This window comes from Aureimonas populi, from assembly GCF_017815515.1.
GTDB lineage: Bacteria > Pseudomonadota > Alphaproteobacteria > Rhizobiales > Rhizobiaceae > Aureimonas > Aureimonas populi.
Genome location: NZ_CP072611.1, coordinates 19,127 through 32,346 on the forward strand (window position 1 = coordinate 19,127; position 13,220 = coordinate 32,346).

The 13,220-nt window shown below is 68.5% G+C and carries 12 protein-coding genes and 1 pseudogene; all 13 read right to left on the reverse strand.

Annotation, left to right across the window (positions count from 1 at the left end; translation table 11 throughout):
- Positions 1 to 145: 145 nt before the first annotated feature.
- Positions 146 to 364 (reverse strand): annotated as a pseudogene (locus tag J7654_RS18475) (translation initiation factor IF-2 associated domain-containing protein); the annotation flags it as partial.
- Complete coding sequence (locus J7654_RS00100) at positions 365 to 1,090, reverse strand: RNA-binding protein (RefSeq protein ID WP_377946539.1); 726 nt, start codon at positions 1,088 to 1,090, stop codon at positions 365 to 367. It lies immediately after the preceding pseudogene.
- Positions 1,091 to 1,107: 17 nt separating this feature from the next.
- Positions 1,108 to 2,709, reverse strand: coding sequence for a transcription termination factor NusA (nusA, locus tag J7654_RS00105; RefSeq protein WP_209737263.1), 1,602 nt, complete (start codon positions 2,707 to 2,709; stop codon positions 1,108 to 1,110).
- Positions 2,710 to 2,828: 119 nt separating this feature from the next.
- A complete protein-coding gene (rimP, locus tag J7654_RS00110; RefSeq protein ID WP_245195569.1) occupies positions 2,829 to 3,419 on the reverse strand; it encodes a ribosome maturation factor RimP in 591 nt (196 codons plus the stop codon).
- Positions 3,420 to 3,933: 514 nt separating this feature from the next.
- Positions 3,934 to 4,641 (reverse strand): tRNA (guanine(46)-N(7))-methyltransferase TrmB, encoded by a 708-nt coding sequence (gene trmB / locus J7654_RS00115; protein WP_209740052.1) that lies wholly within the window; start codon positions 4,639 to 4,641, stop codon positions 3,934 to 3,936.
- A 5-nt stretch (positions 4,642 to 4,646) separates the two neighbouring features.
- Positions 4,647 to 5,855 (reverse strand): methionine adenosyltransferase, encoded by a 1,209-nt coding sequence (metK, locus tag J7654_RS00120; RefSeq protein ID WP_209737264.1) that lies wholly within the window; start codon positions 5,853 to 5,855, stop codon positions 4,647 to 4,649.
- Positions 5,856 to 6,042: 187 nt separating this feature from the next.
- Positions 6,043 to 6,462, reverse strand: coding sequence for a helix-turn-helix domain-containing protein (locus J7654_RS00125; protein ID WP_209737265.1), 420 nt, complete (start codon positions 6,460 to 6,462; stop codon positions 6,043 to 6,045).
- Between the two features lie 107 nt (positions 6,463 to 6,569).
- Positions 6,570 to 8,153: an apolipoprotein N-acyltransferase gene (gene lnt, locus J7654_RS00130; RefSeq protein WP_209737266.1), complete on the reverse strand. Its 1,584-nt coding sequence runs from the start codon at positions 8,151 to 8,153 to the stop codon at positions 6,570 to 6,572.
- A 140-nt stretch (positions 8,154 to 8,293) separates the two neighbouring features.
- Entirely contained in the window at positions 8,294 to 9,328 is a 1,035-nt protein-coding gene (locus J7654_RS00135) for a transporter associated domain-containing protein (RefSeq protein ID WP_209737267.1), read from the reverse strand.
- 13 nt (positions 9,329 to 9,341) lie between these two features.
- Positions 9,342 to 9,890, reverse strand: a complete 549-nt coding sequence (ybeY, locus tag J7654_RS00140) for an rRNA maturation RNase YbeY (RefSeq protein WP_209737268.1) — start codon at positions 9,888 to 9,890, stop codon at positions 9,342 to 9,344.
- The gene (locus J7654_RS00145) at positions 9,887 to 10,930 is read right to left on the reverse strand and encodes a PhoH family protein (protein ID WP_245195570.1); all 1,044 of its coding nucleotides are present in this window, start codon (positions 10,928 to 10,930) and stop codon (positions 9,887 to 9,889) included. Before J7654_RS00145 ends, ybeY begins: the two co-directional genes overlap by 4 nt.
- Positions 10,927 to 12,351 (reverse strand): tRNA (N6-isopentenyl adenosine(37)-C2)-methylthiotransferase MiaB, encoded by a 1,425-nt coding sequence (miaB, locus tag J7654_RS00150; protein ID WP_209737269.1) that lies wholly within the window; start codon positions 12,349 to 12,351, stop codon positions 10,927 to 10,929. Before miaB ends, J7654_RS00145 begins: the two co-directional genes overlap by 4 nt.
- A gap of 34 nt (positions 12,352 to 12,385) precedes the next feature.
- Positions 12,386 to 13,216, reverse strand: a complete 831-nt coding sequence (olsA, locus tag J7654_RS00155; RefSeq protein ID WP_209737270.1) for a lyso-ornithine lipid O-acyltransferase — start codon at positions 13,214 to 13,216, stop codon at positions 12,386 to 12,388.
- Positions 13,217 to 13,220: the final 4 nt, after the last annotated feature.

Here is a 13,220-nt window from a genome sequence, read left to right on the forward strand (position 1 = left end):
CCTCGCGGGCCCGGCGCTCATCGGCGGCCCTGGCCTCCGCGTCGGCGCGGGCAGCCTCGTCCCGGGCCTGCGCCTCGGCGAGTTGGGCTTCCTCTTCAGCGCGCGCATTGGCAAGGGCCTGCGCCTGGGCGGGCGTCAGCGCCGCGCGCGGCTTCAGGCCGCCGGCAACCGAGGGGCTGGCCACCCCGGGCTCGTCGGGCTTGTTGATACGGCGCTTCTTCGTCTCCACGACCACATTCTTGGTGCGGCCATGGGAGAAGTTCTGCCGAACCGTCGACTGCGAGACGCCGCCGGGCTTGATCGACAGCGTCTTCTTCGCCGGAACGCTCAGCGTCTTGTCGTCGCCGGATTTCGTGTCGCTCATCTACGCTTCCGCTTCCTGCCCGAGAAATGCCTCGGACCTTCCGTCCCTGCCGGGCACGCCGCCTTCGGCGCGCTCCGAATCCATGATCGTCGCATCGGGGCTCTCGCCCCGGTAGAACTCCAGCGCTTCCAAGCGCCTCAGGAGAGCCGCGCCCGCATTTCCCGCAAGGACGGCTGCATGTATCACATTCACCCCGCCCAAGGCCAAACCCAATTCGTCCGAGACGAACGGGCGGAAGAGCGGCATCTGCCGCGCCCGTCCGTCGCGCAGGGCGGCATGGCGGGCGCCTTCCATCTTGCGCAGGCCGTCCGGCGCCCCGTCGCGGGCCTGGAGCAACGCCAGCGCTCGGCCGGAGCGAACCTCGGCCTCCACCTTCGCGCCGCCCGTGGCGAGCTGCCCCGCCTTGCGGGCAAGGCCGAGCGCGCCGAGGGCGGACTTCGCAAGGAGGGCATCGACCGTATCGGCCAGCCCCGCCTCGACAATACCCGCGCCCTTGAAGGCGCGGCGGAACAGCCCCTTGCGCACCGCAGTTTCGACCACCTCGCGCCGGGCCTCGACATGGGCCCCTCTTCCGGGGAGCCGCCGCCGCAGATCGGGCACGAGCGAGCCGTCCGGCGCCACGACGAAGCGGATCAGCGCCTCGGCCGGCAGGCTTCGTCGCGAGACGATGCACATGCGTCCGTTCAAGAGCGCCTCCTCGAAGAGGGTATCCTCATCCGCCGTCAATCGCAGGTTCCTTCAGCTCAGGCGCCTTCCGCCTCCTCGGCCTCGAAGGCCTCCACTTCGGGCGCGAGTTCCTCCTCGCTCACCCAACCCGCCTTGACGCGGGCCTGCATGATCATGGCCTCCGCGTCCTGCCGGCTTAACTCGAACGCCGAAAGGGCGCCCGTATAGCGCTTCAGCTCGCCGTCCTTGCGCTCGGTCCAGCCGACCAGATCGTCGGCCGCGCAGCCGGCGAAGTCCTCGAGCGACTTCACGCCGTCCTCGCCGAGTGCCACCAGCATCGGCGTCGTCAACCCGTCGATCTGGCGCAGATCGTCAGACACGCCCAGCTCGCGGCGTTTCGCGTCCTGCTCCGCCTCGCGGCGATCCAGATATTCCTGCGCGCGGGCCTGAATCTCGGCGGCCGTATCCTCGTCGAAACCCTCGATCGCGGCGACCTCTTCGGCATCGACATAAGCCACTTCCTCGACCGTGGCGAATCCTTCCGACGCCAGAAGCTGCCCGACCATCTCGTCGACGTTCAGCGCATCCATGAACAGGCCGGAGCGCTCCACGAATTCCTTCTGGCGGCGCTCGGATTCCTCCTGCTCGGTGAGGATGTCGATGTCCCAGCCGGTGAGCTGCGAGGCAAGGCGCACGTTCTGCCCGCGACGCCCGATCGCAAGAGACAATTGGTCATCGGGCACCACGACTTCAATGCGCTCGGCGTCCTCGTCCAGCACCACCTTGGCCACTTCCGCCGGCTGGAGCGCGTTGACGAGGAAGGACGCGGCGTCCGGCGACCACGGAATGATGTCGATCTTCTCGCCCTGCAGCTCGCCGACCACGGCCTGCACGCGCGAGCCGCGCATACCCACGCACGCCCCCACCGGATCGACCGACGAATCGCGCGAGACGACGGCGATCTTGGCGCGCGAGCCCGGATCGCGGGCCACGGCCTTGATCTCGATGATGCCGTCGTAGATTTCCGGCACCTCCATGGTGAAGAGCTTGGCCATGAACTGCGGATGGGTGCGCGACAGGAAAATCTGCGGCCCGCGCTGCTCGCGGCGCACGTCGTAGACGAAGGCGCGCACGCGGTCGCCGTAGCGGAACAGCTCGCGCGGAATCTGCTCGTCGCGGCGGATGACGCCCTCGCCCTTGCCAAGATCCACGATCACATTGCCGTATTCGACGCGCTTGACGGTGCCGTTCACGATCTCGCCGACACGGTCCTTGAACTCGTCATACTGTTTGTCGCGCTCGGCCTCGCGCACCTTCTGCACGATGACCTGCTTGGCGGACTGGGCCGCGATACGGCCGAAATCCATCGGCGGGAGCTGCTCGGCGATGAAGTCGCCGGGCTCGGCGTCGGGATTCTTGTCGCGGGCAAGGTCCAGATAAATCTGCGTCGCGGGGTCCTCGACCTCCTCGACCACCTCCAGAAGGCGCTGGAGCTTCATCTCCCCGGTCTTCTGGTTGATGTCGACGCGGATATTGGTCTCCTGGCCGTAGCGCGAACGAGCCGCCTTCTGGATCGCGTCCGCCATGGCGGCGATGACGATCTCGCGGTCGATGGACTTTTCGCGCGCGACGGCGTCCGCGATCTGCAGAAGCTCGAGTCGGTTCGCACTGACTGCCATGTTTTCCGTCTCCTGGTGGAAGGCCTCCGGGCGTCCCGCGCCCTCTGCCGGCCCATCCGCGCCGCCTTGCCCGGCGGCTATCTGTTTTCCGGCGCGCTCATGCGGCGGCCGGACAATCCCTAGTGTCCGCCAGGCGCCCCGGCGCCCTCATCCTCCGGCTCGCCGCGCGCCTTGCGCGCCGCCTTGTCGGCCTTCAGGGCCGCATCGATCAGGTCGTCGGTCAGGATCAGCCGCGCATCGGCGATCGCCTCGAAGGGTATCGCCACCTCGACATCCTCGCCGGGGGCCGCCGCGTCACGCGCCAGCCGGATGCCCTCCGCATCGACGGCCACGACCTTGCCGCGAAAGCGCTTGCGCCCGCCGACCAGCCGGTCGGCCTCCAGCTTCATCAGATGCCCGGTCCAGGCCTCGAAATCACCTCGCCGCACCAGCGGACGGTCGATACCGGGAGAGGATACTTCCAGATGATAGGGCCGGTCCAGCGGGTCCTCGACATCGAGCACGGGCGAGAGCGCGCGGCTGACCGCCTCGCAGTCCTCCACGCTCATCGAGCCGTCCGGCCGCTCGGCCATGAACTGGACGGTCGTGCCGTTCAGACCGGAAATGCGCACGCGCACCAGGCGATAGCCGATCTGTTCGATCACCGGCTCGGCAATGGCGGCGAATCTTGCCTCCAGCCCCTGTTCGACGACGATGCGGTCCGTGCTCAAGCCCACCAAGACTCCGATTTAAGCCAGCGCGCGATCGGAAAAGGGGGTGTCCTTAACAAAAAAGAGCGGGACCGGCGGGACCCACTCTCACGATCGCATCGCAGAGAATTTGAATGCTTCCCTACACCCGCAAGGGCGAAAGATCAACCCTCGGACTTCCTGGCCTGTGCCTCGGCCCGCCAACTGGCGGCATCGTAGCGACCGTGAATATAGACGGCCGCCAAGCCCATCGCCACGAGAGTGACGGGGAGCACGACGTTTGCGGAGATCCAGATATCGTTCATCTCATTCGCCCCAGGACGATTTGGGCAAGGAGGTGCAGCACGGCCGCCGCACCGATCCGCAATATCACCCCGAGAGCCGTGAACGGCAAAGGGTTGGGCGTGCCTTCCCCGTCCGGCCCGTAGGTGAAGCTTGCCAGCGGCCCCGGCACGCCCACCACCAACACCGCTGTGGAAGAGCGGCGAGCGCGTTGGCCGAAGCTTGGTGCGCTCGTTGCGAACAAGGTCCGACATCAGCTTCGCCGGAACGTCAGATAGGCTCCCCGCCGCCCCTCGCGAAACGCCTTTGCCTCGTAGCGCGTGCCGGGCCATGCCTCATAGGGCCGCGCCCAGTCCTCCGGGCTACCCTGCGGGGCGTCGAACTGCGGGTGGCGCGCGCAATGGTCCAGCGTCCAGCCGACATAGCTCTCGATGTCCGAGGCGAAGCGCAACGGCGCGCCCCGCTTCAGGACGCGCGCGAAGCGCGTGAGGTTGCGCTGCGATACGAAACGCCGCTTCCAGTGCCGCTTCTTGTGCCACGGATCGGGGTAGAACAGGTCTATGCCGTCGAGGCAGGCCTCGGGCAGCCAGTCGAGAAGCCGAGTGGCGTCGTCGTCGTAGAGGCGCAGATTGGGGCGTGGCTCCACCTGGAGGGCAACCAGCATCTTGGCCATGCCGTTCACGAAGGGCTCCACGCCGATGAAGCCGGTGCGAGGAAAACGCGCGCTCTCATGGCGCAGATGCTCGCCCCCGCCGAAGCCGATTTCCAGGCGCACCGCCTCCACGCCGCCCTCGAACAAGTTGCGAAGGTCGACCGGCGGGGGCGCGGAGAGGTCGATGCACAGGGCCGGCAGGAGCGTCTGGAGGAGCCCCGCCTGCAAGGGGCTGAGCGTCTTCCCCTTGTGGCGGCCGAAAAACGCCTCGCGCGAGCGGGCCGGGCGGCCCGCTTCCTGTTCCTCCATCACGCTCACCCGTTCAGCGCGGCCTTCAGCTTGGGCGCAAGGTCCGTCCGCTCCCAGGAGAAGGAGCCGTCGCGCCCCGGCGCGCGGCCGAAATGGCCGTAGGCGGCGGTCTTGGCATAGATCGGCCGGGAGAGCTGCAGATGCTCGCGAATGCCACGCGGCGTAAGGCTGATGACCTCGCGGATCGCTTTCTCGACCTTGGCTTCCTCCACCGTGCCGGTGCCGTGCAGGTCGACATAGATCGACACGGGCTCGGCCACGCCGATGGCGTAGGCGAGCTGGATGGTGCAGCGCTCCGCCAGCTTGGCCGCCACGATGTTCTTGGCGAGATAACGCGCCGCATAGGCCGCCGAGCGGTCGACCTTGGTCGGGTCCTTGCCGGAGAAGGCACCGCCGCCATGGGGCGCGGCACCGCCATAGGTGTCGACGATGATCTTGCGACCCGTCAGGCCGGCGTCCCCGTCCGGTCCGCCGATGACGAACTTGCCGGTGGGGTTGACGTGCCAGACGCAGTCTTCGGCGATCGGCAGTCCGGCCACCGCCTCGCGCACGAAGGGCTCCACGATGGCGCGCACCTCATCGGAGGTCAGGTCCGGCTCGAGATGCTGGGTGGACAGGACGATGGAAACGATCTCGGCCGGACGGCCGCCCTCGTAGCGCACCGTCACCTGCGTCTTGGCGTCCGGGCCCAGTTTGCCGGCATCCTCCTCGCCCGCGCGGCGGGCCCGGGAAAGCCGTTCGAGGATCTTGTGGGCATAGAAGATGGGCGCTGGCATCAGCTCGGGTGTGTCGCGGCAGGCATAGCCGAACATGATGCCCTGGTCGCCCGCCCCCTCGCTGGCCTTGTTGCCGGCATCCACGCCCTGCGCGATGTCCGCGGACTGGGCGTGCAGCAGCACGTCGATCCTGGCGGTCTTCCAGTGGAAACCGTCCTGCTCGTAGCCGATGTCCTTCACCGCGCGGCGCGCGGCCGCCTTCACCTTGGAGCGGATCTGCCGCTCGTCCAGCGAGCAGCGCACCTCTCCGGCGATGACGATGCGGTTGGTCGTCGCAAGGGTTTCGCACGCCACCCGCAGATCGCCGAGGTCCATGCCGGCCTTCTTGGCCTGCCGGAAGAACAGATCGACCACCTCGTCGGAAATGCGGTCGCAGATTTTGTCGGGATGTCCCTCCGAAACGCTTTCGGAGGTGAAGAGGTAGTCGCTGCGCGTCATGGAGGCCTTTCCCGCCGCAGACGACCTCGCCCGCGACCCATAATCTCAATCTTTGTCGACGGACCGGCCCTTCGGACCAGTAGGGATCATGCCACGGAAGAACATCCGAGCGTCGCCGGTTTGGCGTCAGCGGCATCCTCGGTCAAGGGAAAACATTTTCTCGCCGCCGCCGCGCCGAGGTCGCGCATCACTCTCGGGGGAGCGACTTTTCCTCCCGCTCGGCGAGGGTGCGCACGAAATCGACGATGGAGCGGCGCACCGCCGCGTCGGGCAGTCGGGAGAAGTAGCGCATCAGTTCCTCCGTCTCCGCAGGAGGCGGGGGAACGAACGGATCCTGCTCGTCGGTCTCGGCAAATCCGTTCGCCCGGTCCGAAGAGCCGAGCCCCTCGTAGAAATAGCTCACGGGCACGAGGAGGAATTCGGATATCGAGAACAGCCGCCCGGCGCTGATGCGGTTCTTGCCGTTCTCGTATTTCTGCACCTGCTGGAAGGTGATCTCGAGCCGCTCCCCGAGCTTCTCCTGGCTCAGCCCCAACTCGCGGCGGCGGTCGCGCACGCGCTTGGCGATGAATTTGTCGGCCTCGTCGGGCCTTTTCTTGGTGTCCATCGATGCCGTCCCCGCATTCGCGTAGAGGCACTCGGCGAATGCGCATCCCCCGATGCACCTGTCCTATGTCCTCTATATGAATTGGGTATTGCTCATAACGTTTGCCGTCAACCGAAACGCCGGGAAAGTTGAGGCAGAATGGCGCCAATGATGAAAATTCCCAGCATCGCGATGAAGGGAACATTGCCGGCGCGCGAAAACAGGGTCGGTGCGCCCGCCAGCGGCAACGCTGCGGCCACCGTGCCGCCCTGCCCGAGGCCAAGGCCGGCGACGGGCCGCCCCCGCGCATCCGTGACCACGGAGATGCCCGTATTGGCCGCCCGGACCAGGGGCAGGCCGAAGGCGACCGCGCTCGCCTGCGCATGGGCGAGGTGCTGGTAGGGGCCGGGCGTCGTGCCGTACCAGGCGTCGTTGGTCACGTTGAGGAGGAAGGCCGGACGGGCCCCGTCGCCGAGGGCGATCTCGTCCTGGAAGATGATCTCGTAGCAGATCAGCGGCAGGAAGGAGGTGCCGGCCACCTCGACCGGCGCCGAGACCGTACCGGGCGTGAAGCCCCCCGGAAGCTGCGTCAACTGCTCGATTCCGAGGGCTTCCAGCCTCTCCTGGAACGGCAGATACTCCCCGAAGGGCACGAGATGGCGCTTGTCGCGCGCGTCGGCGATCGTCCCGTCCTCGTCGATGACGAGGAGGGAATTGTAATAGAGGCGTCCCTGCGCGGTGCCCGTTTCCTCCACGCGCGCCGCGCCCGCCAGCAGCGTCTCGCCGGGCTGGAGCGTCTCGGCAAGGCGCGCCACGCCCGCCGGGCTGTCCGTGAGGATGAAGGGAAAGGCCGATTCCGGCCAGATCACCAGCGTCTGCCCGCCTTCGCCGCCCCGGCCCTCGGCCGAGAGTTCCAGATGCCGGGCGAAGATGCGCTCAGCCTCCTCCGCATCCCATTTCTGCGACTGGAGGATGTTGGGCTGGACGATGCGCAGGCGCACGTCCTGCGCAAAGCCCGGCGCCTCCCGCCCCATCGTCCAGGCCCCGAAGCCCAGGTGCCCTGCCGCCAGAACGAGGCCCAGCGCCAGCACCGGTCCGCGCAGAGGGGCGGGGCCGGCCAGCAGCGCCGGAAGGGAGAAGACGAGGATTGCCGCGAGCGTGAGCCCGTGCAGACCGACCAGCGAGAGCGACTGCATGAGAAGCGGCGTGGAAGCCGCCATCATGCCGATCTCGTTCCACGGAAAGCCGGTGAAGAGGATGCCGCGCAGATATTCGAAGAGTGCAAGGCAGGCTGCCAGCGCCAGGAGCCGCAGGGCCCCGTCGCTCCACAGGGCCCGTGCCAGCGCGCAGGCCAGCCCGTGATAGATCGCCAGCACCGCCGGCAGGCCGAGCACCGCGAAGGGCAGCGCCCAAAGGAAGGCTTCCGCGTCCACCAGGATCGCCGCGCCGAGCCACCAGAGCCCGGCGACGAAATAGCCGAAGCCGAAGCACCAGCCGATCCTGAAGGCCGGCATCAGCCGCCGCAGGAAGCCGCGCCCCGGTTCGCCGGCCGCCCCGTCGATCAGCCAGACAAGCAGCGGGAAGGACAGGAAGCCGACGAAGGGAAAGTCGTATGGCGCCAGCGCGAGCGTCGCCAGCGCGCCGGCCAGGAACGCGACGAGCGCGCGCCGCCAGCCGTCGAGAAGCATGATGGTGCCGGCGATCCGTTGCATGAGCCCCCTACCCGGTCGAACGCCGCCCGGCTTAGAGCATCGGCTGCCAAATCGGAACGGTTTTCGAGCCGATGCCCGCGTCAGGGGCTCTCATGCGTGGTTTCACGCCCGGCGCGGCTCCCCGCGCCGGGCGTGAAGCGTCAGTTCCAGAGGCTGGCCGCCTCGGAGGGCGGCTCGGCCACGCGCCGCACGATGCGCACGCGCTTGACCCGCCTCGTATCGGCCTCCAGCACCTCCAGCCGGAAGCCGGCCAGCGTCTCCACCGTTTCCCCCTCGGCGGGGATGCGGCCGAGCTCGGCCACCACCAGCCCGCCGATCGTGTCGGCCTCGTCCTCATAGGCGGCGATGTCGAAATCCCCGCCGACGACCTTCTGCACGTCCTCCAGCTCGGCACGCGCATCCGCCTCGTAGACGCCCTCGCCCCCCGCGACGATCCGCACCTCGTCCTCGTCGTGCTCGTCCTCGATGTCGCCGACGATGGTCTCGATGATGTCCTCCAGCGAGACGAGCCCGTCCGTGCCCCCATATTCGTCGATGACGAGCGCCATCTGGATACGGGTGGCCTGCATGCGCGCCATCAGCTCCGTGGCGGGCATGGAGGCGGGCACGAAGAGGATCTTGCGGATGAGGCCCAGCTCGGCCACCGGCGTCGAGAGGTCGACGCGCGAAAGATCCAGCGCCCCGCCCTCGGCCGCCGCCATGGCGCGCCGCGTGATGTGGCCCACCACGTCGCGGATGTGGATCATCCCCTTCGGATCGTCGAGCCCCTCGCCATAGACGGGCATTCGCGAGCGGCCGCTCTCCTCGAAACGGCGCATCGTGTCGCCGAGGCTGGCCGTCACCTCCACGGCGTCGATCTCGACCCGCGGCACCATCGCATCCTCGACGCGCGTCTCGTGCAGGCCGAGAAGATTGGTGAGCATGGCCTGCTCCTGCACCGTGAAGCCGCTCGCGCCGATCTCGGCGTTGCGCAGCGCTTCGGCGAAGCTCTGGCGCAGGGGCGAGGGCGCCCGCGGTTTCAGGAACTGGACGATCTGCTCGAAGAATCCCGGCTCGGACGTGGTCCGCTCCGCCGGGACGGGACTTCGGTCGTCCTGGCCCTGGTCGGCGAAGGAAGACTCGCCCGCTTCCCGGCCATCACCGGCGCTCACCGCGCCGTTCGCATTGGTGCTCATCGCCTCTCTCGTTTCAGGTTGCGATCGTATCGGCCCCGGGCGCGTGGCCCGAAGCTTCGGAATAGGGGTCGCCGATCGACAGATCGGCGAGAATTTCGATTTCGAGTGTTTCCATGCGCTCGGCCTCGTTCTCGTCCATATGGTCATGGCCGAGGAGATGCAGGATGCCATGAACGATCAAATGCGCAAAATGATCGGCCGGCGCCTTGCTTTCGCTCCGCGCTTCCCGCTCCAGCGTCTCGCGCGCCAGGATCAGGTCGCCCATCATGGGACCGGGCGTTTGCCCCACCTGGAGCTGGCGGGCCGGGAAGGAGAGGATGTTGGTCGGCTTGTCCTTGCCGCGCCATTGCGCGTTCAGCGCCTTCACGCTCTCGTCGTCCGAAAGGGTAATGCCCAGTTCGCTGGCGAAATCCGGCGGCAGGCCGGCGCGGTCCAGAGCGGCCTGCGCGGCCCGGCGCGCCAGCGCCTCGGGGTCCTGCCCCAGAAGCTCCGGCCAGCCCTCGGCCTCCACCCCCAGGAGAATGTCGAGGCCGGCGCTTCGCTGGAGCGGGTCCGGGGTCATCGCGGCTCGGCCAGGACGGCCGGGCGCGAGCGCGCCGCGTCCGCCTCGTAAGCCTCCACGATCGCCTGCACCAGCCGGTGGCGCACCACGTCCTTCGCCTCGAAGCGCACGGTGACGACGCTCGTCACGTCCTCCAGCACGCGCAGCGCCTCCACGAGGCCGGACTTCTGGCCGGGCGGGAGGTCGATCTGCGAGGGATCGCCCGTGACGATCATGCGCGCATTCTCGCCCAGGCGCGTCAGGAACATCTTCATCTGCATGGTCGTGGTGTTCTGCGCCTCGTCGAGGATGACGGCGGCGTTGGCCAGCGTGCGCCCGCGCATGAAGGCGAGCGGGGCGATCTCGATGGCGCCGGCGGCCAGCGCCCGCTCCACCTTCTCGGCGGGCATCATGTCGTAGAGCGCATCGTAGAGAGGGCGCAGATAGGGGTCCACCTTGTCCTTCATGTCGCCGGGCAGGAAGCCCAGTCGCTCGCCGGCCTCCACGGCCGGGCGCGACAGGATGATGCGCTCCACCTGGCCTCTCTCCAGGAGCTGGGCGGCGTGGGCGACGGCCAGATAGGTCTTGCCGGTGCCCGCCGGGCCGATGCCGAAGACGAGTTCGGCGCGATCCATGGCGCGGATATAGGCGTCCTGCGTGGGTGTGCGGGCATGGATGGTCTTCTTGCGGGTGGAGATGCCCGCCATGGCCATGCGGCCCTTCTTCTCCATGGTCGGCAGGACGAGCTGGTCGTCCTGCGCCACGGCCATGCGGATGGCGCCCTCCACGTCGGAGCGGTGCACCTCGTGGCCGGCCTGAAGGCGCTCGTACAGATAGTCGAGCGCGCGCCGGCCCTGCTCGCTGGCCACCGGGTCGCCGCGCAGCTCCACCTTGTTGCCACGCGCGCGCGCATCCAGCCCCAGCTTCTGCTCCAGCAGCGCCAGATGCTCGTCGAACTGGCCGAAAAGCGCGCCCGCCAGCCTGTTGTCGTCGAAGGAAAGCTCGATATGGGCCATGTCCGACGCGCCGGAGACCGGCGCCGTGCCGCGAGCAGCCTTCATGCGATCTTCCTCAACGGTTGCGCCACGCGATTCTCGTGATCGGCGCCCTCGGCCATCAGTGAATTGGGCAGGCTGGCCTCGATGCGCACGGTGACGATCTCTCCGATCGCGCCGGCCGACTGCGGCACGACGACCGGCAGGAGGAAGGGTGAGCGGCCGATCATCTGGCCGGGATGGCGGCCGCGTTTTTCGACCAGCACTTCCTGCTCGCGCCCCACGAAGCTTTCCTGGAAGGCGAGCTGGTGCTCGCGGATCAGCGCCTGCAGGCGCTCCAGCCGCTCGGTCTTCACCGCTTCCTCCACATGCCCGCCCATGGCGGCGCCGGGGGTGCCGGGCCGGGGGGAGTATTTGAAGCTGTAGGCGGCGGCGAAGCGCACCTGCCGCACAAGCTCCATCGTCGCCTCGAAGTCGGCGTCGCTCTCGCCCGGAAACCCCACGATGAAATCGCCGGACAGGGCGATGTCCGGCCGCGCCTCGCGGATGCGGTCCAGGAGGCGCAGATAATCCCCGGCCTTGTGCCGCCGGTTCATCGCCTTCAGGATGGCGTCCGAGCCCGACTGGACCGGCAGGTGCAGATAGGGCATCAGCGCGGCAAGGTCGCGATGTGCCGCGATGAGGTCGTCATCCATGTCGCGCGGGTGCGAGGTGGTGTAGCGCAGGCGCGCGATGCCGGGGATTTCCGCCAGCTCGCGCAACAGTCCGCCGAGGCCCAGCCTGCGGCCTCCGCCCCCCTCGCCGCTCCAGGCGTTGACGTTCTGCCCCAGGAGCGTCAGCTCGCGCACGCCCGCCGCCGCCAGGCGCCGGGCCTCCTCCATGACGGCGGCAAAGGGGCGCGAAACCTCCGCGCCGCGCGTATAGGGCACCACGCAGAAGGTGCAGAACTTGTCGCAGCCCTCCTGCACGGTCAGGAAGGCCGTCACGCCCCGCGCGGCGATCTGGCGCCCGTCCTGGCGGGGCAGCTTCTCGAACTTGTCCTGCGTCGTCAGGTCCGTCTCGACCACGCGCTCGCCAGCCGCCACGCGCGCCAGAGCGCCGCCGAGACGGTGGTAGGCCTGCGGGCCGACGACGAGGTCCACGACGGGCGCCCGCTCCACGATCTCCGGTCCTTCGGCCTGCGCCACGCAGCCGGTGACGCCGACCGTCAGGCTGCGCCCCTGCGCCTCCCGCTCGATCTTCATCTCGCGGATGCGGCCGAGTTCGGAATAGATCTTCTCCGCCGCCTTCTCGCGAATATGGCACGTGTTGAGAAGGACGAGGTCCGCGTCCTCGATCGCGTCCGTCGGCTCGTAGCCGTCTCCCGCCAGCGCATCGCCCATGCGCTGCGAGTCGTAGACGTTCATCTGGCAGCCGTAGGTCTTGATGAAGACTTTGCGGACGTTCGCGCCGGCGCGCGCCGGGGCTTCGTTGCGTGTCTGGCTCATTCTGTCCTTTTCGGGCGCCGCCTTCATCCGTCTTCTATATCGACCCGTCCGCCGCCGGACGCAAGACGGCTTCGTCGGCCACGCCCGAGAGGCTTGCGGCCAGCATCCGCCGCACCTGCCTCTCGCAGCCGCGCGCAAGGGCCTTGCGATCCCCGGTTGCAGTGAAGGAAACAGGTTCGCCGAAGCGCAGTTCCACGTCCACCGCCCCCTCCTTCACGAAGGTGAGAAGGTGGGGCACGAGCTTCACCTCGCCCGGCCAGGCAGCCAGCGGGCGGCCGAATCGGCCGAGCGGCATGCCATGGGCGCGGGTGAAGGCCACCGATACGGGCTGCACCAGCACCTCGGCCGCGCCCGAATCGCGCAGCGCGCCCTGCGCCGCGCCGAACAGCGCGGTGCGAAAGGGCAGGACGCCGTTTCCATCCGAGGTCGTGCCCTCGGCGAACAGCACCATGGCGTCGCCCGCCGCCAGCCGGGCCGCGATCTCGCTGGCCTGCCGCCCCGTCTTGCCGCGCGCCTCGCGTTCCACGAAGATGGTGCGCTGGAGGCGCGCCAGCAGGCCGAAGAGCGGCCAGTCGCGAACGTCCGACTTGGCGATGAAGCACAGCTCGGCGGCGCTGCCCAGCGCCACGATATCGGCCCAGCTCTGGTGGTTGGAGACGAGAAGCAGCGGGCGCCCCGCCGCCGGCGCGCCCTTGCGGATCACCCTGAGCCCGATGACGCGGCACGCCAGGCGGTGCCACAGGCGCGGCAGGCGGTGCGCCAGCGGCCAGCGAGCGCAAATGGCAAGCGCCTGAAGCCCGGCCAGCGGCACGGTGAGGATGAGAAGCAGCGCGAGGGCAAGCCCAGCGCGCAGTTTTGCGATCATGAAT